Source organism: Acinetobacter yuyunsongii, assembly GCF_041021915.1.
GTDB lineage: Bacteria > Pseudomonadota > Gammaproteobacteria > Pseudomonadales > Moraxellaceae > Acinetobacter.
Genome location: NZ_CP157435.1, coordinates 942,652 through 965,933, shown reverse-complemented (window position 1 = coordinate 965,933; position 23,282 = coordinate 942,652). Strand labels below are relative to the sequence as shown.

Sequence of the window (23,282 nt, the reverse complement as noted above, 5' to 3'; positions counted from 1 at the left end):
TTGGTTCACTTTGTATATTTTTACTCAAACCTTTAAATTTATGAAGTTTATTCTGATTTTTAAACACGATTTCTTTCATTAAGTAATTAAATCTAGCTAAACATCGGGTAATTGAAATATTCAACATTGATCATTTGTTTTTGTTATGATTATTCTTCTCTATTTTCAACATATTCCTTTAAGCTTCAATAAATCCTAAAGAAATATAACTTTAGAATAGAGTAATCACATTACCAGCTCAATAAAGCAATTATTTTTCAAAAGGTTATAAAGTCATGCTTCTAATGATCGACAACTATGACTCATTTACTTACAACATCGTCCAGTATTTTGGCGAGTTGAACCAAGAAGTAAAAGTCGTTCGTAATGATCAAGTGACATTAGAGGACATTGAACGATGGCAGCCAAAATACTTGGTTATAGGCCCAGGTCCTTGCTCACCAAGTGAAGCAGGAATTTCTATTCCTGCAATTAACCATTTTGCGGGTAAAATTCCTTTATTGGGTGTCTGTCTTGGGCATCAAGCGATTGGGCAGGCATTTGGTGGCAAGATTATCCGTGCTAAAACGGTTATGCATGGTCGTTTATCTGATATGCATCACAGTGACAAAGGAATTTTTAGTCATTTACCTTCCCCGTTTGCTGCGACACGTTACCACTCATTGGTAATTGAGCAAGAAACGTTGCCAGATTGTCTTGAAGTGACCTGCTGGACCAATCAACCAGATGGTACAATTGAAGAAATTATGGGTGTGAAACATAAAACACTTCCTGTTGAAGGTGTTCAGTTCCATCCCGAATCTATTTTGAGCGAACATGGTCATCAAATTTTTAAAAACTTCTTAGATATTTACGCTTAATTACTAAGTTTTATTTAAAAACAGCTTATTTGTATTAATAAGCTGTTTTTATTTTGAACATATAAAATCACTATATAACTCATACACACTGATTATTTTTTCAGCACTAAAATCAGGACTTAAAGATTTAATTCAAAGCAAATTATTCTTTTTAAAAAATTAAAATATTTTTCATGTATTTCAGAAGAAAAAATTCATCATTATTTTTTCTAGTCTTGAAATTCCTTTTTAATTTTTTAGATTAAGTATAGTCATAGGAAGGATTAAGCCTCATGGGTGCCGAATGATAGAATCTGAATCATTATTTTCTAGAGATCTCCCCCTGAAATATCAATCAGGATAACCTATTGTGAATATCTTAATTTTATTGAATATTATTGTTTTTTCTTGTTGATTGCAGGATTATTTTTTAGCTACCGACAAGATTGGAGTCTTTCTAAAAAAGTACTGATCGGTATGATGGCAGAGTAAAACTTGAAGTGCGACATAAACAATTGGGTGTTCCAGAAGGCATCGCCAGTTTTTTCAGCATCATTTGGAGCAACAATAGGTCAAAATGGTTGTGCTGGTTTATACCCAGCTATGCTTGCGGTTATGGTAGCGCCTACAGTAGGAATTAATCCTCTTGAGCCCTTATGGATAGCGCAACTGGTAACAATCGTTACACTGAGTTCAATTGGTGTCGCAGGTGTTGGTGGCGGTGCAACTTTTGCTGCTTTAATTGTATTACCAGCAATGGGATTACCAGTTACTTTAGTGGCTTTGCTGATTTCGATTGAACCGTTAATTGATATGGGTCGTACGGCTTTAAATGTAAATGGCTCCATGACTGCCGGAGTGGCAACGAGTCAAATACTTGGGCTTAGAAACAGCACCAATAACGATTGATCATATATTGTTTCAATCAAAGCCAGTCATTCGATTCGATGATTGGCTTTTGATTTTATACAGATCATGATTAGAAAAGATTAAGAACCACTCTACCTAGCTATTTAAATTAAAATCTAAGCACAAACATAAAACTGAGACTATTTTCTGCTAACATAGCCGATTAGCAAGTGAGCCATTTCTCACAAAACCAAGCCCTTCTCCTTTACTAACCAACTTCACTTAAGAATTTTAATCATTAATGCTGTAACTCATGACTATGAATATCCAACAGGCTCTTAATCACATTACCAAAAACATTCATCTTACCCAGCCACAAATGGAAGATGTCATGCGTAGCATTATGCAGGGCGAAGCAACTGATGCACAAATCGGTGCACTGATGATGGGCTTGCGCATGAAAGGTGAAAGTATTGATGAAATCACTGCAGCAGCACGCATTATGCGTGAGTTTGCAATTAAAATTGATGTGAGTGATATTCCTCACTTGGTCGATATTGTCGGCACAGGTGGAGATGGTCAGAATTTATTTAACGTCTCTACAGCTTCAAGTTTCGTTATCGCTGCTGCTGGTGCAACGATTGCCAAACATGGTAACCGTGGCGTGTCGAGTAAGTCAGGTTCATCCGATGTACTCGAACAAATGGGTATTCAGCTTGATTTAGATATGCAACAAACCGAACGCTGCATCCGTGAAATGGGTGTAGGTTTCCTATTTGCACCAAATCATCATAAAGCCATGCGTTATGCAGTTGCACCTCGTCGTGAGTTAGGTATTCGTAGTATTTTTAATTTACTTGGTCCATTAACCAATCCTGCTGGGGTCAATCGTTTTGTGATTGGGGTATTTTCAGATGAGTTATGCCGCCCTATCGCTGAAGTATTAAAGCAGTTGGGTGCAGTGCATGTACTGGTTGTACACTCTAAAGATGGTTTAGATGAGATCAGTCTTGCAGCACCAACCACAGTTGCTGAACTGAAAGATGGCGAAATTACTGAATGGACTTTGACACCAGATGATGTAGGTATTCCATCTCAAACCCTCACTGGTTTAGTGGTGAATAGTTCAGAAGAAAGCTTAAAGCTAATCAAAGATGCTTTAAGCCGAGATAAATCAGATATTGGTGAAAAAGCAGCAAACATGATTGCACTCAATGCAGGTGCAGGTATTTATGTTGCTGGTATCACCAAGACTTACAAGCAAGCAGTTGAGTTCGCTCAAGATATTCTTTATGGCGGACAAGCCTTAGAAAAAATGAGTATCTTGGCTGAATTTACCAAGACATTGAAACAATATCAGGCAGACTAAGGACTTCTCATGATCGATATTCAAAATACCATTTTAGGTAAAATTGTTGACCGCAAACATGAGGAGCTTGCAACACGTTTAAAACAACGTAGCCTACACGATGTTGAACAGTGGGCAAAAGAAGCAACACCAGTGCGTGGTTTTGCTAAGGCTTTGCAACATAAACGTCCAGCCGTGATTGCTGAAATTAAAAAAGCGTCACCTTCTAAAGGTGTTATTCGTGCAGATTTCAATCCCGCTGAAATTGCACAGCAATATGAACAAGCAGGTGCTGCTTGCTTGTCTGTATTGACAGATGTGGATTTCTTTCAAGGTGCGGATGAAAATATTGCGATTGCACGTAATCACTGTGCCCTACCAGCTTTGCGTAAGGACTTCTTGGTTGATCCTTATAACGTGGTTGAAGCACGTGCCTTACATGCAGATTGTATTTTATTAATCGTGGCATGTTTATCAGATCAACAACTTGAAGAAATGTCAAAAACTGCATTTGAGCATCAACTTGATGTATTGGTTGAAGTGCATGATGAATATGAATTGGAACGTGCGTTAAAGCTTTCTGAGCACTGTATTCTAGGTGTGAATAACCGCAATCTTAAAACCTTTGATGTTGATTTAAATACTTCATTACGTTTAAAGAAATTATTGCCTGCTTCTCGTGTTTTAGTCACAGAAAGTGGTATTGCAACGCCTGCTGATGTAGAAATGATGCAAGCCAATGATATTCATACTTTCCTTGTTGGTGAAAGCTTTATGAAACAACCTCGCCCAGATCAAGCGTTTACTGAGTTGTTTGGAAAGCCTGAACAGGTTTAAATTTATGAGGTTCAAGGTAAAATTTTGCCTTGAATCTTTTAAATGATGCTAGAACTAAATATAAGTTCTTAATAAAGAATAAAAATTAGACTTAGACAATACCAATAGATTAATCAACGATTAAAGACTGATGAAAAAACATGAGTAATTTTTTATTAATTCTAGGGCTGATCTTTTTAGTTGGCTTTCCAATTTATAGTCATCTCTATTGCTATCAAAAAATTCAGAAGTTAAAAGATCCAAGAGTATTTTATTTCTTTAATTTAATTCCTGGAGTCATCTTTATTAGCAGTGGAATGTACTTTTCCCCTGTAGATACATTTATTAAATCTGAAGAATGCGGTGTAGTAGAACAATATAAAACTTTTCAGAAACGGAAAGGTCACTTCGAGCGGCTAGCGATTGTGATGGATCAATCTGGTTATATTCGTTATTTTGACTTCGATGATACTTTACCCCGTGTTCAAATTAACCAACATATTTGCTTTGAACTGTACGACCGTTTTAAAAATAAAGGCTTAAACCAATCACGAATTATAAGGATTCTAACTCCCTCTTAATGAATGAAAAATTACAAACGTAGCTTCCGTAGATAATGGATAAAGAAACTAAATCAATTTATCCCTTCTATACTTTGAAGCATTTATCATCACTTTAAAGCTCATATCGCTCCATGAATGCAATTTAGTTCAAATCATCACGGTTTCAGACTATAATTTTACATCTCTCGTATCTTGCCTATTTTTCTAAACTTATGAGTAAACATGATTCATCGCTTTCTAAAGATCAGTTTAACTTACTGAAAGCCTTTAAAAAGCAAATCTCTAATCCTCAAGCAAGTGCTATTGCAAAACAAGCAGAGTCACAAAAAGCTCCAGCCATTGCAGAAGAGTTGGAAGATACTGAGCTTTTTAAAAAAGCCCTGCTTGGGGTAAAACCAATCGACAATCAAAATATTGCCGACACCAAAGTCACACGTCGCAAAAAAGTTGATGCCCAAACCTTGGCAAAACGTGCTGCGGCAGAAGGTGGTGCAGAGCAAGAGCTTACAGAAATTTCGGATACTCAAGCGATCTTAAATCCAGTGGCAAGCCAAGCGACTTTAAGCTATCGAATTGCAACTTTGCAGCACAAAGTATTTGAAGACTTAAAAGCAGGTAAAACTCGTTGGTTTGAAGCAGTCGATTTACATGGTTGTACGGTTGAACAAGCCCGAGCAGCCGTTCTACAAATCATTCAAATGGCAAAAGATGAAAATCAAAATGTCATCAAAATTGTTCACGGTAAAGGACCTGAGGGCATTTTAAAAACCTATGTCAATGGCTGGCTTAGACAACATCGTGATGTACTTGCATTTGTCAGCGCACCTGAAAATCAAGGGGGTACTGGTGCTGTTTTAGTGCTCTTAAAACGTGCAGAAAAGCACCCAAAGCACAAACAATAATCGGCATTTGGTTCAAAATTAAGTTTTTGAGTCGTTTTCTGATACAATTCCCGTTTTGTTCAACCCACCTAAGTGAACATTGTTATGTCTATGCAGCAATCGTACGCAAATATTTTAACTGCCGTTGGCGAAGATCTAAATCGCCCAGGCTTAAAAGATACGCCTATGCGTGCGGCTAAAGCTTTTTCTTTTTTGACTTCTGGTTATAGCAAAACCCTTGAAGAAGTTACAAATAGTGCGGTTTTCCCATCCGATAACCACGAAATGGTATTGGTCAAAAATATCGAGTTTTATTCGCTTTGTGAACATCACCTTCTCCCTTTTTATGGTCGTGTCCATATTGCTTATTTACCTGAAGGTCAAGTTTTAGGTCTTTCTAAATTTGCCCGCATTACAGAAATGTTTGCCCGTCGTTTGCAAATTCAAGAAAACTTAACACAACAAATTGCAGAAGCGGTTGCGGAAGTAACTCAAGCACGTGGTGTGGCGGTAGTAATCGATTCTGCTCATATGTGTATGATGATGCGTGGTGTTGGCAAGCAAGAATCAACCACACGTACAGTTTCTTTTGTTGGTGATTTTAAAACTGACAAAGATGCACGTCGTGAGTTCTTAAGCGCTGTTCCTGAAAGCTATTAAGCTGAGCAATCCAGAATGTCATCAGTTCAGTTAGCAGGTTTCGGCGATTTAATCGTAAATGAAGCAACTATTGATTACCCTCGTCCCGATCGTCTGGTTCGAGGTAATCCTGAACGTCTCACCTATAGCTTATACGAACATCCACATATGGACTGCGGTATTTGGAAATGTGAAATTGGTGCTTGGAATATTCAATTCGCTGACAATAAACAAGAATTTTTTCAAATCATTGAAGGTATTGTTCGTATCCACGATGCAAAAACCAATTCTTTTATTGAAGTGACTGCTGGAAATGCAGGGATTATCCCACCCTCATTTGTCGGTACATTTGAAGTCATTGAAGCGGTTAAAAAATACTACGTCATCGTTGAAGTCTAGATACTGGAAATTGGCATGATCCTAGTGATATCTTATCTAAAAAAACAGAACATAGCCTAAACCTACTTTATTCCAGTCTTTATGATCTTGTTGTTCAAAATCCCAATTCAGACGCAGAGCATGATTTGTATTCAGACTATATTGTAGCTGTGTACCGACTCTTAAATTCCACTGGTTCTGATCTTGCCAATACGGCAGTTCAACTTGTACCACACTATTAATATTATCAGACCATACGTTCATACACCCTACAGTCGGCCCAGCTCCAACGCGCCAACCTTTATCTAATTTTTTTCCACCTTGAATATGGCTTTGTAGTTGGGCATAACACAGATGTCGACGATCATAATCTGCCACGCTATAACCAACTTGCATATTTAGGTTCATCACGCCATGTTGCACATCTTCACTGAACTTCCCATTTTCAATTGCTTCCTGTTTCCAACCTAGATTAAATCCCCAAGTTAACGGCGATTTAAAAGGTTGAACTGGATTATAAGAATTCACCGATAATAGATCTAAATGTTCGAGCTTGAGCTTGTCATCACGATATTGCAGACTACCATCTAAAAACAGTAATTGTGTGCCTGTGCGATAACCCCCTTGTGGATCAATCAAATCGTGATAGGCCTGACGATGACCCAGCTCCACGAACTTTTGTCCTTGCACCTCACCCACATTCACTGACAAATTACGTGCATGATGCCCTTCTACAGGCTGTTTTTTAGGGTGCTCTGGTTGTTGACGTTGCTTTTCAACTTGAATTTGACTTCTTTCAGCAAGAAGCTGCCTTAATTTTGGCTGAGCAATATTGGCATCAACTTGACGGCTGATATATTGTAGGTATAAATCATCGTAAGCCATTTCTAAAATCTTGGCCTGATCTTGCTGACTATATGTTTTTAGCATGGATTGAACTTGATCAGTTTCAATAAAAGCAATTTGATGGGCAACTTTAGCCAAATCTGTACCATGTTGTTTGGCTTGCGAAAGTAGTTGAGTTTCCAATGCAGGGCGATAGACCACTTCTTTAACTAAAGCTTGCTGATCAACAGCCTTTAAGGTTTCGATTGGAATTGCAGCGTAACTAAACTGCTGTTTTAGGTTTAAATCGGGACGTACTAAATCAATTAGACCTAATAAACGATAAGCACAATTATCACTGACGAAATAATAGGGAAAACTCACATGCTGCATTTCCCAAATATGTTCAACCAAAAAACGAGTTTCTTCAGGCGTTAAATTGAGCTCATATTCCCATAGATCACGGCTTTCAAAATCACCATACTCTTTTACTTTACGATAATACGGCATTAGTGAATATTCACCAGGATACTGTCCTGTTAAGCCTTTCCATGCATAAGACCAGTTATCATCACCTTTCACTGTGGCCGCATAATTTACTGCATAGGAAACCAAATTGAGTTGTTTCTGATCTTTAGGATCTAAACGCAGCAAAGTATGCCCAAACATCGAACTCGGATTGCCCATAAAGTCAGTGGCATAAATCAAAGTGGCTTTATGCGGCTTGATTTGATTGATCCAATCGTCAAATTCAACGCAATTTACTTTTGGAAGTTGTTGTACATCAATATTGAGTTGCTGCATCAACCAACGGCTACGTGCAGGAAACTTACAACGAATGGATTGGTTATCTGGGGCTTCACGAAATAAGGCTTCAATATCTGCTTGTAATTCGCTATTTAAATTTGTTTTTCCATCTTTGGCATAAAAATAACCACCATAAGTAACTTCACTATTTTGTTTTTGATCGACATACATCAAACGTTGCCATGTAGTTTGCTGATCTAATTGTTTTTGTTGAGCAAGGTCTAAATACTTTTGTAAATCAGATTCAACCGAGGCATATGTAAAATGACATATCAAAGACGTAAATACAAAAGTAGCTAATTTCATTCAATCGCAATTTTTTTAAATAATCAGAATAGGTATAAGAAAACCCTGCCATTAGGACAGGGTTTTATCATGCAACAAATTAAACGTATGCTTTAAGCACTGCGTCTTTTGCCATCACGCTTTGTAAAGCATCTAAGACTTGAAGTGAGTTTGTATTTTTGCTTGAATAAATTTCAGCAAAGTTTGCTTTAGACACAGCAAAGAAGCGTGCTTTGTCGTTGGCTTTAATTTGCATTAATTCAGCAAGTACATTTAAACTTTCGCCTTGACCAACCGCCATATCACGCGCTAAAGACTCTGCATTTTCATTGGTAAATGTCACAACTTGAGCCGTTACTGTACCACCTTGACGGCATCCTAAAGTACCGAATGTAATCCCTAATAATTGGTTCGTAAAAATTCCATTGGTTGTTGCTGCAAGGATTTTAGGTGCAATACCTTTTTGACCTGCCCAAATTTGTGTACCAGCACCGCAACCAACATCATTATCAGCCATTGCAACACTTGAGCCAGCTGCTAGCAAAGCTGCTAATGCAATTTTTTTTAACATAAGAAATGTCTCCAGTCTCAATTATTTTTAACTATTTGTTATCATCACTATTGTGCTGTGTAATTGTTCTTACACAAGGATTAACATAACGAGGTTAAACTTTTTTAGCAAATAAATTTTGAAATATATATGAAATATTCATAACAAAAAGGAGCTCAATAAAAGCTCCTTTTGCACGACTAAAGTCTTTTAACGCAATCGCCAAGATCCATTTTTATCCCGTACACCTAATATTTTTAAAACCAAAACTAAACTTAAAAGTAATAATAAATACCACGAACCTAACTTGCCCCAACCCACCATATGCCAAGCATCAAGTTGACTCGGATATAACCAGATTTTATAAAATGTACTAATGTTTTCTGCAATCCAAATCAAGAATGCAAGCACCAATAGTACAGGTAACATCGGAACTTTAAACTGATGCTGTTGTAATTGAAAATAAAGTTTGGTCTTCCAAAAAATAATAATACTCCAAACAAATAAAACCATTCGATAGTCAGGAATAAAAAACTTGGTCATAAAATTAAGGTAAGACAACACTGCTAAACACAGCATATTGCCAAAATTCGGCAAATTCTCGAATGAAACATTATATAGTCGCAAAGACCGAGCAAAAAAACTACCCACTGCTGAATACATAAACCCTGCAAACAATGGCACAGTCAGTAATTTAAATATAGCTGGTTGAGGATATTGCCATGAGGCAATCGCTGGATGGGTCAAAAATATTTCCATTCCCATCGCCATGAGATGGAATAAAGCAATCACTTTCGCTTCTGCCCACGATTCGAGCTTTAAATAAATCAGACAGGCTTGAATAATCAGTGCATAAAACAACAAATAATCGTAACGAAAAAATCCCCAATGTTCATGACTTCCCATCGGTGCGGTGACTGCAAATGCAATCAAAAGCAACAACCCAAATAAGGCAGCCGAAGCTGCCTTAAAGATAAAGTTGAGCGGTAATACAATCAACTGCACAAAACTGATCCTAGCGCGTTTACTTTGAAATGATTAAAAATATCAACCTAAATATTTAGTACTGTATTCATGAACAGTATCTACAAAAATCTTAGGCTGTGCTGGATCGACCCATTGGGTAATACCATGACCTAAGTTTGCGATATACCCTGTTTTTTCACCATTGGCATACGCATCATCCAACATCGCTTTCACAGATTTTTCAATTGAAGCAGCTGAACCATAAAGCACAGCAGGATCTAAATTCCCTTGTAAAGCAGCACGCCCTGCGACCACATCACGTGCATTATAAAGCGGTGTAGTCCAATCTAGGCCAAACGCATCAGCGCCTGTGGTCAACATTGTCTCCAACCACTGACCGCCACCTTTGGTGAACACAATAATCGGAATACGTTGACCATCCTTTTCACGTTGTAATCCTGCAATAATCTTGGTCATATAGTTCAGTGAGAATTCGATATATTCTCTATGCGCTAGCGCACCACCCCAGCTATCAAAAATTTGAATCGCTTGAGCGCCTGCATCAATTTGAGCATTCAGATAATCAATCACTGAATCAGCAAGATGATCAAGTAAAGCATGTAGTATTTCTGGCTGTGCATACATCATATTCTTAATGAAGCGGAATTCTTTACTTGAACCACCTTCAACCATATAGGTTGCTAAGGTCCAAGGGCTGCCCGAAAAACCAATCAGCGGCACTTGTCCATTTAAAGCAGATCGAATCGCTGAAACTGCATTCATGACATAAGCGAGATCTGATTTAGAATTTAGTTTAGGTAAATTCGCTACATCTTGTTCAGTGCGCACTGTTTTATGAAACTTTGGTCCTTCACCTGTTTCAAAATACAAACCTAGACCTAAAGCATCAGGTATAGTCAAAATATCGGAAAATAAAATCGCAGCATCAAGCTCATAGCGGCGTAACGGTTGTAATGTTACCTCGCAGGCAAATTCAGTATTTTTACATAGAGATAAGAAATCGCCTGCCTGAGCACGAGTTTCACGATATTCTGGTAAATAACGCCCTGCTTGACGCATCATCCAAACGGGCGTGGTGTCTACAGGTTCACGTAATAAAGCTCGTAAAAAACGATCATTTTTCAACGTTGTCATTACCAATCTCTAAATTTTTTCATGTTGAGTGCATCATAACAAAGTTAACCTCGAATTTATAATTGAAAACCCATACAACAAATCAGACTTCAACTATTTTTTTACTTGGACACAAAACTGCTACTGCAAGCTGTTCTATTTTCTGTAATACTTGCAATATCTTATATCTCAATATGAATAATTCTTAAGGTTGAATTACATGTTTGTTCGCTCATTACTCGCTATGAGTTTAAGTTGTATTCTTGCTAATGTTGCTTTTGCTGCCCCAACAACTGAGCAACCATTAAATCCAAAAAAAATTTCAGCTCCAGTTCAAGATCCTATTGATCCATTATCTATCGAGCGTTCTGCTGCATCGAGTGTAATGGCTCAATCCGCATCAAGTGTTGCTGTTCAAGCTGCTTCTGAGCCACAAGTCAATACGGGAGCTGCTTCGGCAGTGTCTCAAAAACTAGAAAATGCACCCGATACCACGACTACAACAGCACCAGCTGTCAAAGTTTCATGGACTTTAGACAGTTTGAATACAGCTGACTGGTATGAAAATATTGGTAAAGGTCAATTTCCTGTATATGCACGTGCGCATGTGATGTTGAATAATGCTCACGCCTCACCAGGCGCAATTGATGGCTCAAATGGTAAAAATACACTAAAAGCAATTGCTTCATTTCAACAAATGAATGGCCTTACACCAACAGGTCAATTGACTAAAGAAACTTGGGATGCTTTAGTCGCTCAACAAACTAAACCAACTTATGTTGAATACACGATTACGGATGCAGATTTAAAAGGTCCTTACGCAAATTCAATCCCTTCTGACTATGCATTACAAGCAAAAATGAAAGGTTTGTACTACACGCGTGTAACAGAGATGTTGGGCGAAAAGTTTCATATGGATGAAGGTTTCCTCAAAAAATTAAATCCAACTGCAACCTTTAAGAAAGCAGGTGAAAAAATCATTGTTGCGAATGTTCGCAATGATTTGCCAGAAGATATTCATTTAATTGTGGCACATAAAGGCGCCCGTCAACTTTATTTATTCAATAGTCGCAATCAAATGATCGCGTCATTTCCTGCGACAATTGGCAGTTCTGATACACCATCTCCAACAGGTACGTATAAGGTTGTAGGGGTGTCTAAAAATCCACCCTACAGTTATTCACCTTCAAATTTCGTTCAAGGCAATAACTTAAAACCTTTAATGCTACCACCAGGTCCAAATGCACCAGTCGGTAATATTTGGATTGGTTTAAGTAAACGATCTTTTGGGATTCATGGAACGCCTAATCCATCTTTGATCTCTAAGACTGCATCACATGGTTGTATTCGCTTAACCAACTGGGATGCGAATGACCTCGGTGGAAAAGTACGCTCTGGCGTTACCGTTAAATTCCTCGAATAATTTAGATTGTTCAATAAAAAAACCGGATACTTGTGGTATTCGGTTTTTTATTCTTTACTCAACACTGGGAAGTGGTTGATAGTAAATCTGATTACGTCCAAGTTGTTTCGCTCTATATAGCGCTTTATCCGCAGTATGAATCACCGAATCTTGACTAATTTTAGGGTTTCCATTAAACACCGTAATACCCAAACTAATGGTCACATGATTAGAAACTAGTGATTTTTCATGTTGAATCATCTGCCGATCAATCGCTCGATAAATATTGGTTGCTACAGCATATGCACCTTGAGCAGATGTTTCTGGTAAAAGCACCACAAATTCCTCGCCCCCATAACGTGCAATGAAATCCATGTGCCGAATTGAGCTTTTAATCATTTTCGCAATCGCGGAAATAACTTGATCCCCCATCTGATGACCATAAAAATCGTTATAATTTTTAAAATAATCAATATCTATAAATAATACGGACATGGCCTTACTTTCTTTACATGCGAGTTCATAGTAATAACTAAACATTTCTTCAAATGTACGTCTATTCGAAACTTTTGTTAACTCGTCATGTTGGCTTAAATGTAAAAGTTCAGATGCTTGTAAGCGTAGAATTCTCTCATCAATTTCAGATATTTTAGTTTTTAGAAATAATTTTCTGTCCTTAGAGGTGAGCATTACACTAATCGAAAAACCCAACAATAGACTTCCTATAAACGTACGCCCTAGCATTAAAAAATCACAGGGTACTTTGAGAAAGTATAAAGACAATAAGATCACAATTGCTGCTGAAGAACCAATCCATAACATATGTTTGGGTTTAAGCCCACTCAAAATAAAACCCAGCATATATAAGAATGCAATCAACACCATCGACTGGTTTTGTAGCACCAGATTAGAAATACTCATCATTAACAATGAGGGAATGACAATTGTACAAAATACAATCACACAGGTTGCAGGATAAAATAATGGGTTAAGCCGTCTAAAACGAGAAAATGCCCAAAATAAAAATAGTGCTGCCGCGACAACAACCAAGCTTAAAATGCTATATACAAAATCTAAAATGAAATGGGTGCTTGCTCGAATGACCAACAAATTCGACGGTAAAATCAAAAGTACAAAAATCGCATATGTAATTACCCCTTGACCAAAGAACTGAATCGCATTGATTCTAGTTCGATCAATATTAAATTGCCAAAACTCATTTTCGAGTTGGGTAGGCAAATTTTTTTGTGTTTTCTTGGTTCTAGAATGTGCAATGACTAACTGTTCTAGATCTTCTTTTTCTTTACATAACTGCTTAATATCATATTGATTTTCCATCCCTCTCACTCTTCTTATAATGCTGTATTCTTATCCAGCATAAAAATAACACAATTTCTCATATTTTCATGCGCTTTGCGTAACTACTTATCCATAATTGTAGTTACCATTTTCGCACTATATGCATTATTATTTATATTATTTTTTAAGCCTGAAGTACACCTTGAATACGATTACACTTTTACAGCCAGATGATTGGCACGCTCACTTGCGTGATGGATTAGCTTTAAAACGTACTGTTCCAGATCTTGCGAAACAATTTGCACGCGCGATCTGTATGCCGAACTTAGTTCCACCAGTCAAAACTGTAGAAGAAGCTTTGGCATATCGAGATCGTATTCTCGCTCATGTTCCAGAAGGACTACATTTTGATCCGCGTATGGTTCTTTATTTTACAGATTTCACTTCACCTCAAGAAGTTCTTAAAATCAAAGAATCTGAATATGTAAATGCGATCAAACTCTACCCCGCTGGCGCAACGACAAATTCGGATAATGGCGTTAGCGATATTCGTAAAGTCTATGCCGTGATTGAACAACTTGAAGAACACCAAGTTCCGTTGTTGTTACATGGCGAAGTTACTCACAATCATGTCGATATTTTTGATCGTGAAAAACGCTTCCTTGACGAAATTTTATCGCCTTTATTAAAGCAGTTCCCAAAATTAAAAGTTGTGTTAGAACATATTACGACAAGTGATGCTGCAAATTTTGTACTTGAACAAGATCGTAATGTTGCCGCAACGATTACACCGCAACACTTGCTCTTTAACCGTAATGATATGTTGGTCGGTGGTGTGAAACCTCACTTCTATTGTTTGCCAATTTTAAAGCGTCAAACGCATCAAACCACATTATTAGAAGTTGCAACTAGTGGTAATCCAAAATTCTTCTTGGGTACTGACAGTGCACCACATGCTCAGAATGCTAAAGAGAATGCATGTGGATGTGCGGGTTGCTATAGTGCACCAAATGCAATTGAACTTTATGCACAAGCCTTTGATCAAGTGGGTAAGTTAGAACGTTTAGAAGGTTTCGCAAGTATGTTCGGTGCTGACTTCTATGGCTTACCGCGTAATACTTCAACTATCACTTTAGTGAAAGAAGAAAATACGGTTGCTGAATCTTTTGATTATCTAGAAGATCAAAAAATCATTCCACTTCATGCAGGTAAAACACTGCAATGGAGAAAAGTGTGACACAAGAAGAAAACAAAGCTCCTGTTATTGGTCAGCGTTTTCGTGGATTCTTACCTGTTGTTGTTGATGTTGAAACAGCAGGTTTTAATTCCCAGACTGACGCATTACTTGAAATTGCTTGTATCCCGATTATCTATGATGAACAAGGGCAATTTATTCCTGGACCATCATTTCATGCCCATATCAATCCTTTTGAGGGAGCGAACCTTGACCGCCGCTCTTTAGATTTTATTGGGATTGATCCATTTAACCCTATGCGTGTAGCAATGGCGGAAGATGAACGCAGTGCATTGAAACGTATTTTCAAGTCCCTAAATGAGGTTCGCAAGGCACAACACTGTACTCATGCGGTTTTAGTGGGACATAATGCCCACTTTGATTTAGGTTTTTTACAAGCTGCTATTAATCGTTCTGGCACAAAGAACCAGAATCCTTTTCATAGCTTCTCCGTGTTTGATACAGTCACTCTCAGTGCAGTCATGTTTGGTCAAACTGTCTTGGCGCGAGCGTGTATTCAGGCAGGAATCGAGTTTGATGGCAAGGAGGCGCATTCCGCCCTATACGACACTCAAAAGACGGCTGAACTGTTTTGTTATATTTTGAACAAACTGTCTCCCCATCTTCTTGACACTTTGGTGACAGAACCCTAATATACATCCACCTCAAGAAGTCCCTATCGTCTAGAGGCCTAGGACATCGCCCTTTCACGGCGGTAACCGGGGTTCGAATCCCCGTAGGGACGCCAAATACTAAAAAGCCACTGCATCTTTAAGACAGTGGCTTTTTTATTGGTTCTTTATAAATAGAGCTGCTACAAAATAATTATTTTGAAAAATCTATTTTATTATTCTTAGCATATTTTCTACCCTATACTAAAAATAGATCCAAACCATAAATTTAAACCTAATATGCAAATCCGTTTATTCCACTTACAAAATTCACGTTCTCAGCGCATCGTTTGGTTTTTAGAAGAATTAGGACTTCCCTACGAGTTAGTCATCAACCACCATTCAAACACAGATCAAAAGAAAAATTCACCGCATCAATTATCGAAATTTCCTACCGTTGAAATAATAAATCAAGAACAAATTTTTATCTTAGCCGAAACTTCAGCGATTATTGATTACTTGTCTTATCTATATCCCCAATTAGGGCAAAGTAAATTATTAGGATCACAACTTCAAAGTTTTTATTATTGGAAAAATTATTGTGAAGCCACATTTATTCCAGACCTATTACTCAAACAAATTTTTCACCAAATTGTACAACGTACACCATTTCCTATTCGCTTCGTTTCAAAATTTTTAAAATATGGATTTGATCAAGGCTATTTAAATCCATCGTTACAGCAACAAATGACCGTGATTGATAAGTATTTAAAAGATCATTTATGGTTTGCTGGGGATCAATTTACGGTTGCAGATATTTTGATGTGGTTTCCATTATTGGCTTGCGCACAAAACAACCATCAATGTAAACATATACAGCGTTATTTAGCTCAAATAGAAAACAGACCCGCCTTTAAAAAATCTTTAATCAAAGGACAATGGTCTGCTTCTACGTTTCAATCTTAATGGACGATGGCGTGGTAATTCAGTTATGCCGATTTACGCGAATTCACTCGACCTTTAACAACAGCCTTAATATTGCCTTTTGCATAATTTAAAAACACAATTAAAGGTGACAATTTAGGATTTGGTTTTTTACCCTGTCCAATCGCTTTAAATTGTGCCGCATACCAAATAATTTCCATGATTGCCATTTTATCGACAAAAGGAATCCCTGTTTTAATTTGATTCACGGCATAACGTACATCATTGCCTGCAATTAAACGATCAGTAAGATCCGTTTCCACTGCAAGTGGTCGAGCAATACCAATAAAATCACATGCACCACTTTGAAGCGCTGCATTCATTCCTGCTACTGTACGGAAACCACCCGTTACCATCAATTTGCATGCCACATGCTGACGAATTTTTTCAGCAAATTCTAAGAAATACGCTTCTCGTGCAATGGTACTGGCTTTACGTGATTCAGCTTTAGCACCTGCCATTGCAGGTACTTCATAGGTACCACCTGAGATTTCGATAATATCAATACCAGCTTCATCAATGGTTTTGAATACAGTAATGACATCTTCTTCTGTGATTCCACCACGTTGGAAATCAGCTGAATTAAGTTTCACAGAAATAATAAAGTTTTCTGATGTTGCTGCGCGTACAGCCTTATAAATTTCCACCAAGAAACGCATACGATTCTCAATCGAACCACCCCATTGATCGGTACGTTTATTGGTTAATGGAGATAGAAACTGGCTAATCAGATAACCATGTGCACCATGGAGCTGCACACCTTCAAATCCTGCTTTTTCACACACTGCTGCGGCTGTTGCAAAACGTTGAATAATATCTAAGATTTCTTCATGTTTAAGTTCTCGAGGAGTTCCAAACATTGCTGCAAGCATTGGACTAAAAGGAACTGCCGATGGCGCAACAGTTTCTTTATTCAAACCTTTTGGACATTGGCGACCAGGGTGAGACAATTGAATCAATTGCACCATGCCATATTTTTTACCAACATCAGCCCATTGCTTTAATTTTGCTAAGTCACGTTCAGTTTCAATCGCAACCACGCCAGGCTCATTTTTGGCAGCAATATTGACCATCACATTGCCTGTAATCGCACAACCTAAACCACCTTTTGCCCATGCCTCATACAAGCCTATGTGCAATTCATTTGGCTGCCCTTCGTGATTAGCAAGTGCTTCACTCATTGCCCCTTTTATAATGCGGTTTTTAAATGTGGTATTACGAATTTGAATACTGTCTGCAATCTGACTCATGGTCATCCTCTGTCTCAATTAGAGTATTTAATCTAATTTAATCTGATTGTTGTAACTGTCAAGCGTTCTTCCGATAAACTGACAATATCATATGTCAATTTAATTTCAATGCTAATATTCGCTCGCGGCAATCAATTGACGGGTATACGCTGTTTGAGGCTGACTAAATAAAAGTGCTGTTGCTTGATATTCCAATACTTTCGCATGATGCATCACCATGACTTTTTGGCACAAGGCTTTAATGACTTGCAAGTCATGACTGATAAATAAATAACTAATCTGCTCCTGTTGCTGTAATCGGCGTAACAATTGAATCATGGCACGCTGTGTACTGCGATCCAGTGCAGAAGTGGGTTCATCCAATATAATGAGTTTGGGCTGCAACACCAAAGCTCTTGCCAATGCGACTCTTTGCCGTTGCCCCCCAGACAGTTGATGTGGATATTGATACTTAGAATCTATTGATAATTCAACTTTACTCAGTACCTCTTCAATTTTAGTTGTGATCAGTGCTTTGGAAATTGATCTAAGCTTTAAGCCCTCCCCAATGATCTGTTCAACTGTCATACGTGGATTTAAGCTGCTCAAAGGGTCTTGAAATACGATCTGAAAATCACTTCGTAAAGGTCTAAGTTGTTTTTGATTCAATTGATTTAAATCGTTGCCCTGAAAAATAATGTCTCCCTCACTGGCGATCAGACGTGCGATTGCCAAAGCTAAAGAAGATTTTCCCGAACCACTTTCCCCCACAATGCCTAAAGCCTCCCCCTGCATTAAGCTCAAATCAATCGCTTCGGCTGCCACTTTATAATGTTTAACTTGGTTGAATAAGCCGTGTTTAATTGGATATTTAACAGTGACATTTTCAAGCCTTAATAAGGTTTCTGCTGGTTCCAATACCAAAGCTTGCCCAAAATTATGGTTCAATAGATTTTCTGTATATTCAGTTTTTGGATGGTCAAAAATTTCAGAAATTGTACCTTGCTCTTCAACTTTACCTTGATTCAAAACCAATACCTGCTCGGCATAACGTTTAACCAGATTGAGATCATGGCTAATCAAAATCATCGCCATGTTACGTTGCTGTTGCAGCTTTTTAAGCAAATCTAAAATCTGTGTCTGCAACATCACATCTAGCGCAGTGGTTGGTTCATCGGCAATTAAAATCTCTGGTTCTAAAGCCAGTGCCATTGCAATCATGACACGTTGCCGTTGCCCACCCGAAAGCTGATGCGGATAGCATTTTAAAATCTGCTGAGCATCCTCATTGCCCACATCATGTAGCAAACTAATCACTTTTTGCTGCGCTTCTGCTTCGGACAGACCTTGCAACACTAAACTTTCGCCAACGATCTTTTCCACCTTGTGCAATGGATTGAGCGCAGTCATGGGTTCCTGAAAAATCATGGCGATTCGTTTACCACGAAGCTGTTGTAATTGTGGCTGACTGAGTTTTAATAGATCAATATTTTCTAATTCAACTTTGCCATTCACGCTCAATGTTTCAGGCAATAATCCCAACAATGCCAAAGCACTGATAGATTTACCCGAACCACTTTCGCCCACCATTGCCAAAGTCTGAGCTGGATATAACTCAAAATTTAAATCATCCAGCAAGGTCTGCCCTGTTTCATTGGCAATGCAAAGCTGCTGCACTTTTAACAACGGCTTAACCTCTTGGGTCAAATACGTCACGTGCCGCCTCCCCAATATAAATCAGCAAAGACAATACAATCGCTAAAGTAAAGAAACCTGATAATACCAGCCACGGCGCATCCAGATTATTTTTACCCTGTAATAATAGCTCCCCAAGTGAAGCAGCATCTGGTGGTAAACCATAACCCAAAAAATCTAATGCAGTTAAAGCGATAATATTGGCGGTCAACATAAAAGGGATTTGCGACAAGCTAGAACTCATGGCATTGGGTAAAATATGCTTAAAAATAATTTGATGATCACGAACACCCAAGGCTTGAGCCGCACGAACATAATCAAAATTTCGGGCACGCAAAAACTCTGCTCTGACTAAACCCACTAATTCTGTCCAACCAAACAACAACATGATCAAAAACAACCAATAGACACTAGGGCTAAACATACTGACCAAAATCATGACGATAAAAAGCATAGGTAAACCACCCCATACTTCTAAGACACGTTGCCCAATTAAATCGATCCAACCACCGTAATAGCCCTGAATTGCACCGACAATAACACCAATCACGGCGGAACAAAGTGTCAGAGCAAAGCCAAATAGGAGAGAAACACGTAAACCGTAGAGAATACGAGCGAATACATCTCGTCCCTGATCATCCGTTCCAAGCCAGTTTTGTGAACTCGGTTTGGAGGGAACTGGTACAGTAAGCGAAAGATTTGGTGACTGATAAGAAAATGCAACGGGTGGAGAAATCATCCAGCCTTGATTTTGAATTAGTTGTTTTACCGCAGGGTCTTGATAATCTGTCGCCGTTTCAAAGACACCACCGAACGTGGTTTCTGGATAGTCTTTAAAAATAGGAAAATAAAAAGACTGCTGATAACGAACCAACAAAGGTTTATCGTTAGCAATAATCTCAGCAAATAATGACAAAATAAAAATGATTGAAAATAGAATGAGACAACGAATACCCAATTTATTTTGTCTAAAACGGTGAAATCGTGCGCGCATCAGAGGTGACATCATTTTCCACCCCTCGCTTCAAAATCAATCCGAGGATCAATCATTTGGTAAAGCAAATCACCAATTAAACGTAAAATCATTCCAAATAAGGTAAATAAGAACAAAGTTCCAAAAATTACAGGATAATCACGTTGGGTGATTGCTTCAAAACCCAACAAGCCAATCCCATCGAGATTAAAAATGATCTCGATAAATAAGTTACCGACGAAGAAAATACCCACCAATGCTTCGGGCAAAGCTGCAACCACCACTAAAATGGCATTACGAAAAACATGCCCATAAAGTACCTGATTGTCATTTAAACCTTTTGATCGTGCCGTCAGAACATACGGTTTCTTTAATTCTTCTACAAAGGAATATTTGGTCAGATAGGTTCGTGCAGCAAAACTCCCTAATACCATACTTAAAATGGGTAAACTCATGTGCCATAGATAGTCTTTTATTTTGGCGAAAAAACTTAACTGATTAAAGTTTTCAGAAACTAGTCCTTGTAATGGAAACCACTGTAGATAACTCCCACCTGCAAAAAAAACGATGAGCAGAATCGCAAAAACAAAAGATGGAATGGCATAACTCACCGCCAGCAACAACGAAGTCGATTGATCAAACAGCAAACCATTATTTTTGGCTTTCTTGATGCCCAATGGAATCGCAATCAGATAAATCAGAAAGGTACTCCACAAGCCTAGAGACAAAGTGACAGGCAGTTTTTCATAAAGCAATTGCGTAACAGGTTTATCTTTAAAAAAGCTTATACCAAAATCAAATGTTAAATAGCCTTTGATCATCAACCAGAAACGCTCATGTGCAGGACGATCAAAACCATATTGTGCTTTAATTTTATCAATCATTTCAGGACTGAGCCCACGTGCGCCCTGATATTGCGCCAAGTTACTTAGGCTAGATGAAGCGCTTGCTCCTGTACCTAAACCCTGTGCATTTTGTATCTGTTGGATGGCTTGTTCGACAGGTCCACCTGGCGCAATTTGGACAATAATAAAGTTAATCAACACAATGAAATATAATGTCGGGATCATCAATAACATTCTTTTCAGAATATAGTGAACCATCTCATAAGATCCTTCATTATTTTAAGTCAGATTTTCGTATTGGTTGATCGAGTTTATTAGCTTTTACACGATCCACCCACCAATATTCCCATCCTACAGAAAGTTTCGGTTTTATTTTCGGTTGCTGATACATATCCCAATAAGCAAACCATCGCTCAGGTTTACCATAGGTCAGAATTTGATAATACCCTGCACGCAATAAACGATCGAGGACATGAGTATACAAGACGACTTCTTCTCGGGTTTTTGCGGCGACAATTTTGTTAATCATTTGATCAATTGCAGGGTTCTTTATCCCTGAATAGTTATAATTTCCTGCTTCATCCGCAGCAGCACTCCCCCAAAACTGTGCTTGCTCTTTACCGGGTGTCAATGTCTGTGGCAATTTCAACATCATCATATCGAAATCCTGATGACGGATTCGCTCCACATATTGCGGAACATCCACCTGTCTGAGGTTAACTTGGATTCCCAAACGATTCAAATTACGCACAAAAGGCATCAACTCACGTTGTGGGTTTTCTTGCTGCATTAATAATTCAATACGAACCGCTTTACCCTGCCGATCATATAATTGATTACGACGAATCACATAGCCAGCATCTTTTAAAATCTGTTGTGCAACCAATAAATTCTGCCGATTGAAACCACTACCATCAGAAACAGGATAATGCCAATCTGCTAACACACCTTGTCGTATGACTGGATTTAGTTGAGCGAAGAAAGGTTTCAAGACTTTTAATTCTGCGGCGCTGGGTCGACCTGTTGCAGCCAGATCAGTATTATCGAAATAGCTTTGTAAACGCTGATTTTGATTAAAGAATAAAGCTTTATTTTGCCATTCAAAATCATAAGCATACGTAAGTGCTTTACGAAGATGAATATCATTCAGTGGTGAACGACGAATATTAAATACCAAGCTTTGAATATCGAGCGGTGTCCCCAAACGTGCTTTGTATTTTTTGATCTGACCTGCTTGCACGGCGGGAAAATGATAAGCTGTCATCCAATTACGAATATTTTTTTCTTCATATAAATTAAATTGGCGAGATTTAAAACCCTCAAAACTAACATCTAAATTTCGATAATACACATATTTGAGTCGATCAAAATTATAACGCCCTTTATTGACTGGCAAATCCTTGGCCCAATAGTTTGGACTGCGTTTATAAGTGATACTCCGCCCTGCATCAATTCGCTCAACAATATAAGGCCCTGAACCTACAATCGGTTGCAATGTCACACGTGTAAAATCTTTATTTTTCCAATCCAATTTTGAGTAGATCGGTAGACTCGCCAAAATCAGTGGCATTTCCACATTATTCTTGGACTTAAAAATAAATTTGACCTGATGCTTAGAAATCACTTCTGTTTTTGCTAAATCAGACAAATACATTTGAAAGCCTAAATTGGCTTTGGTTTGGTAAGTGTCAAAGGTGAATTTAACATCTTCTGCGGTCAAGGGCTGACCATTGTTAAAACGGGCTTGAGGGTTTAAATGAAAGATCACATCTTTAAGATGATCAGGATCGTAACTCACTTTCTCAGCTAATAATGGGTACATGACGCGTGGCTCATCTAAAGCGCGATCCATCAAACTATCAAAAAGATAATTTACACCTTCCGTAGAACTCCCTTTGCCATTCATGCTATTTAAATTATCGAATGTACCTAAACTAGATTGACTGAGCATTCCCCCTTTAGGTGCATTCGGATTGGCATAAGGCATCGCATTTAACTTTGCATATTTGGGTTGAACATGCATGGCTAAATAAGGTGTCGTCTGCATGGTGGCACATACGAACTGAGCAAAAAGGCTTAGCCCACAGAATAGACTAAGCCTTTTAACTAAAACAAATTGATTCATTCCTA

21 protein-coding genes, 1 tRNA gene and 1 pseudogene are annotated in these 23,282 nt (G+C 38.2%); 13 read left to right on the top strand and 10 right to left on the bottom strand.

Translation table 11 applies throughout. The annotated features are described in order from the left end of the window. The first annotated feature begins 275 nt into the window (after positions 1 to 275). The 8 genes and pseudogenes from ABLB98_RS04605 (at position 276) to ABLB98_RS04570 (ending at position 6,334) form a co-directional block, all read left to right on the top strand. Entirely contained in the window at positions 276 to 860 is a 585-nt protein-coding gene (locus ABLB98_RS04605; protein WP_348882859.1) for an aminodeoxychorismate/anthranilate synthase component II, read from the top strand. A gap of 473 nt (positions 861 to 1,333) precedes the next feature. Continuing rightward, a pseudogene (locus tag ABLB98_RS04600) lies at positions 1,334 to 1,748 on the top strand (cation:dicarboxylase symporter family transporter); the annotation flags it as partial. Between the two features lie 259 nt (positions 1,749 to 2,007). Then, positions 2,008 to 3,057 carry an anthranilate phosphoribosyltransferase gene (gene trpD / locus ABLB98_RS04595; protein ID WP_005157688.1) on the top strand — a complete coding sequence of 350 codons (1,050 nt, stop codon included), beginning with the start codon at positions 2,008 to 2,010 and terminating at the stop codon, positions 3,055 to 3,057. 9 nt (positions 3,058 to 3,066) lie between these two features. After that, the gene (gene trpC / locus ABLB98_RS04590; protein ID WP_348882860.1) at positions 3,067 to 3,873 is read left to right on the top strand and encodes an indole-3-glycerol phosphate synthase TrpC; all 807 of its coding nucleotides are present in this window, start codon (positions 3,067 to 3,069) and stop codon (positions 3,871 to 3,873) included. 140 nt (positions 3,874 to 4,013) lie between these two features. Continuing rightward, on the top strand, positions 4,014 to 4,433 hold the full coding sequence (locus tag ABLB98_RS04585) for a hypothetical protein (protein ID WP_348882862.1): 420 nt from the start codon (positions 4,014 to 4,016) through the stop codon (positions 4,431 to 4,433). Between the two features lie 194 nt (positions 4,434 to 4,627). Continuing rightward, on the top strand, positions 4,628 to 5,317 hold the full coding sequence (locus ABLB98_RS04580; RefSeq protein ID WP_348882864.1) for a Smr/MutS family protein: 690 nt from the start codon (positions 4,628 to 4,630) through the stop codon (positions 5,315 to 5,317). 90 nt (positions 5,318 to 5,407) lie between these two features. Continuing rightward, on the top strand, positions 5,408 to 5,956 hold the full coding sequence (gene folE, locus ABLB98_RS04575; RefSeq protein ID WP_017397502.1) for a GTP cyclohydrolase I FolE: 549 nt from the start codon (positions 5,408 to 5,410) through the stop codon (positions 5,954 to 5,956). A gap of 15 nt (positions 5,957 to 5,971) precedes the next feature. Beyond that, positions 5,972 to 6,334, top strand: coding sequence for a cupin domain-containing protein (locus ABLB98_RS04570; protein WP_348882865.1), 363 nt, complete (start codon positions 5,972 to 5,974; stop codon positions 6,332 to 6,334). Between the two features lie 36 nt (positions 6,335 to 6,370). Here ABLB98_RS04570 and ABLB98_RS04565 read toward each other — a convergent pair whose 3' ends face one another. The 4 genes from ABLB98_RS04565 to hemE all read right to left on the bottom strand — a co-directional run bounded on the left by ABLB98_RS04565 (position 6,371) and on the right by hemE (position 10,901). Beyond that, positions 6,371 to 8,251 carry a DUF4105 domain-containing protein gene (locus ABLB98_RS04565; protein WP_348882866.1) on the bottom strand — a complete coding sequence of 627 codons (1,881 nt, stop codon included), beginning with the start codon at positions 8,249 to 8,251 and terminating at the stop codon, positions 6,371 to 6,373. A 79-nt stretch (positions 8,252 to 8,330) separates the two neighbouring features. Further along, positions 8,331 to 8,801 (bottom strand): DUF3015 family protein, encoded by a 471-nt coding sequence (locus ABLB98_RS04560; protein ID WP_004663119.1) that lies wholly within the window; start codon positions 8,799 to 8,801, stop codon positions 8,331 to 8,333. 189 nt (positions 8,802 to 8,990) lie between these two features. Beyond that, positions 8,991 to 9,785, bottom strand: coding sequence for a DUF817 domain-containing protein (locus ABLB98_RS04555; protein WP_348882867.1), 795 nt, complete (start codon positions 9,783 to 9,785; stop codon positions 8,991 to 8,993). 42 nt (positions 9,786 to 9,827) lie between these two features. Then, complete coding sequence (gene hemE / locus ABLB98_RS04550) at positions 9,828 to 10,901, bottom strand: uroporphyrinogen decarboxylase (RefSeq protein WP_348882868.1); 1,074 nt, start codon at positions 10,899 to 10,901, stop codon at positions 9,828 to 9,830. A 199-nt stretch (positions 10,902 to 11,100) separates the two neighbouring features. Here hemE and ABLB98_RS04545 point away from each other — a divergent pair, with 199 nt between their 5' ends. After that, complete coding sequence (locus ABLB98_RS04545) at positions 11,101 to 12,303, top strand: L,D-transpeptidase (RefSeq protein ID WP_178882587.1); 1,203 nt, start codon at positions 11,101 to 11,103, stop codon at positions 12,301 to 12,303. Positions 12,304 to 12,357: 54 nt separating this feature from the next. Here ABLB98_RS04545 and ABLB98_RS04540 read toward each other — a convergent pair whose 3' ends face one another. Continuing rightward, entirely contained in the window at positions 12,358 to 13,620 is a 1,263-nt protein-coding gene (locus ABLB98_RS04540; protein WP_249570235.1) for a GGDEF domain-containing protein, read from the bottom strand. 163 nt (positions 13,621 to 13,783) lie between these two features. Here ABLB98_RS04540 and pyrC point away from each other — a divergent pair, with 163 nt between their 5' ends. The 4 genes from pyrC to ABLB98_RS04520 all read left to right on the top strand — a co-directional run bounded on the left by pyrC (position 13,784) and on the right by ABLB98_RS04520 (position 16,392). Continuing rightward, on the top strand, positions 13,784 to 14,818 hold the full coding sequence (gene pyrC / locus ABLB98_RS04535) for a dihydroorotase (RefSeq protein ID WP_034602647.1): 1,035 nt from the start codon (positions 13,784 to 13,786) through the stop codon (positions 14,816 to 14,818). Continuing rightward, complete coding sequence (gene rnt / locus ABLB98_RS04530; protein WP_348882869.1) at positions 14,803 to 15,468, top strand: ribonuclease T; 666 nt, start codon at positions 14,803 to 14,805, stop codon at positions 15,466 to 15,468. The genes pyrC and rnt overlap by 16 nt, the downstream gene beginning before the upstream one ends. A gap of 19 nt (positions 15,469 to 15,487) precedes the next feature. Beyond that, a tRNA-Glu gene (locus tag ABLB98_RS04525) sits at positions 15,488 to 15,563 on the top strand. Positions 15,564 to 15,726: 163 nt separating this feature from the next. Next, positions 15,727 to 16,392 carry a glutathione S-transferase gene (locus tag ABLB98_RS04520; RefSeq protein ID WP_348882870.1) on the top strand — a complete coding sequence of 222 codons (666 nt, stop codon included), beginning with the start codon at positions 15,727 to 15,729 and terminating at the stop codon, positions 16,390 to 16,392. Between the two features lie 23 nt (positions 16,393 to 16,415). Here the strand turns inward: ABLB98_RS04520 and ABLB98_RS04515 are convergent, their stop codons facing one another. The 5 genes from ABLB98_RS04515 to ABLB98_RS04495 all read right to left on the bottom strand — a co-directional run bounded on the left by ABLB98_RS04515 (position 16,416) and on the right by ABLB98_RS04495 (position 23,277). Further along, entirely contained in the window at positions 16,416 to 17,660 is a 1,245-nt protein-coding gene (locus ABLB98_RS04515; protein ID WP_348882871.1) for an NADH:flavin oxidoreductase/NADH oxidase family protein, read from the bottom strand. A 111-nt stretch (positions 17,661 to 17,771) separates the two neighbouring features. Next, positions 17,772 to 19,355, bottom strand: coding sequence for a dipeptide ABC transporter ATP-binding protein (locus ABLB98_RS04510; protein WP_348882872.1), 1,584 nt, complete (start codon positions 19,353 to 19,355; stop codon positions 17,772 to 17,774). Continuing rightward, on the bottom strand, positions 19,330 to 20,340 hold the full coding sequence (locus ABLB98_RS04505; RefSeq protein ID WP_348882927.1) for an ABC transporter permease: 1,011 nt from the start codon (positions 20,338 to 20,340) through the stop codon (positions 19,330 to 19,332). The genes ABLB98_RS04510 and ABLB98_RS04505 overlap by 26 nt, the downstream gene beginning before the upstream one ends. Further along, positions 20,340 to 21,410 carry a microcin C ABC transporter permease YejB gene (gene yejB, locus ABLB98_RS04500; RefSeq protein ID WP_087536265.1) on the bottom strand — a complete coding sequence of 357 codons (1,071 nt, stop codon included), beginning with the start codon at positions 21,408 to 21,410 and terminating at the stop codon, positions 20,340 to 20,342. The genes ABLB98_RS04505 and yejB overlap by 1 nt, the downstream gene beginning before the upstream one ends. 16 nt (positions 21,411 to 21,426) lie before the next feature. After that, on the bottom strand, positions 21,427 to 23,277 hold the full coding sequence (locus tag ABLB98_RS04495; RefSeq protein WP_348882873.1) for an extracellular solute-binding protein: 1,851 nt from the start codon (positions 23,275 to 23,277) through the stop codon (positions 21,427 to 21,429). Between the last annotated feature and the right edge of the window lie 5 nt (positions 23,278 to 23,282).

What these genes read in the sequence shown, in the direction of transcription:
- trpD (WP_005157688.1), top strand. Translation starts at nt 2,008, where the DNA reads ATGAATATCCAACAGGCTCTTAATCACATTACCAAAAACATTCATCTT.
- hemE (WP_348882868.1), bottom strand. Translation starts at nt 10,901, where the DNA reads ATGACAACGTTGAAAAATGATCGTTTTTTACGAGCTTTATTACGTGAA.
- ABLB98_RS04545 (WP_178882587.1), top strand. Translation starts at nt 11,101, where the DNA reads ATGTTTGTTCGCTCATTACTCGCTATGAGTTTAAGTTGTATTCTTGCT.
- trpC (WP_348882860.1), top strand. Translation starts at nt 3,067, where the DNA reads ATGATCGATATTCAAAATACCATTTTAGGTAAAATTGTTGACCGCAAA.
- ABLB98_RS04520 (WP_348882870.1), top strand. Translation starts at nt 15,727, where the DNA reads ATGCAAATCCGTTTATTCCACTTACAAAATTCACGTTCTCAGCGCATC.
- ABLB98_RS04495 (WP_348882873.1), bottom strand. Translation starts at nt 23,277, where the DNA reads ATGAATCAATTTGTTTTAGTTAAAAGGCTTAGTCTATTCTGTGGGCTA.
- ABLB98_RS04580 (WP_348882864.1), top strand. Translation starts at nt 4,628, where the DNA reads ATGAGTAAACATGATTCATCGCTTTCTAAAGATCAGTTTAACTTACTG.
- ABLB98_RS04540 (WP_249570235.1), bottom strand. Translation starts at nt 13,620, where the DNA reads ATGGAAAATCAATATGATATTAAGCAGTTATGTAAAGAAAAAGAAGAT.
- ABLB98_RS04605 (WP_348882859.1), top strand. Translation starts at nt 276, where the DNA reads ATGCTTCTAATGATCGACAACTATGACTCATTTACTTACAACATCGTC.
- yejB (WP_087536265.1), bottom strand. Translation starts at nt 21,410, where the DNA reads ATGGTTCACTATATTCTGAAAAGAATGTTATTGATGATCCCGACATTA.
- ABLB98_RS04505 (WP_348882927.1), bottom strand. Translation starts at nt 20,340, where the DNA reads ATGTCACCTCTGATGCGCGCACGATTTCACCGTTTTAGACAAAATAAA.
- folE (WP_017397502.1), top strand. Translation starts at nt 5,408, where the DNA reads ATGCAGCAATCGTACGCAAATATTTTAACTGCCGTTGGCGAAGATCTA.
- ABLB98_RS04565 (WP_348882866.1), bottom strand. Translation starts at nt 8,251, where the DNA reads ATGAAATTAGCTACTTTTGTATTTACGTCTTTGATATGTCATTTTACA.
- ABLB98_RS04570 (WP_348882865.1), top strand. Translation starts at nt 5,972, where the DNA reads ATGTCATCAGTTCAGTTAGCAGGTTTCGGCGATTTAATCGTAAATGAA.
- rnt (WP_348882869.1), top strand. Translation starts at nt 14,803, where the DNA reads ATGGAGAAAAGTGTGACACAAGAAGAAAACAAAGCTCCTGTTATTGGT.
- ABLB98_RS04515 (WP_348882871.1), bottom strand. Translation starts at nt 17,660, where the DNA reads ATGAGTCAGATTGCAGACAGTATTCAAATTCGTAATACCACATTTAAA.
- ABLB98_RS04585 (WP_348882862.1), top strand. Translation starts at nt 4,014, where the DNA reads ATGAGTAATTTTTTATTAATTCTAGGGCTGATCTTTTTAGTTGGCTTT.
- ABLB98_RS04560 (WP_004663119.1), bottom strand. Translation starts at nt 8,801, where the DNA reads ATGTTAAAAAAAATTGCATTAGCAGCTTTGCTAGCAGCTGGCTCAAGT.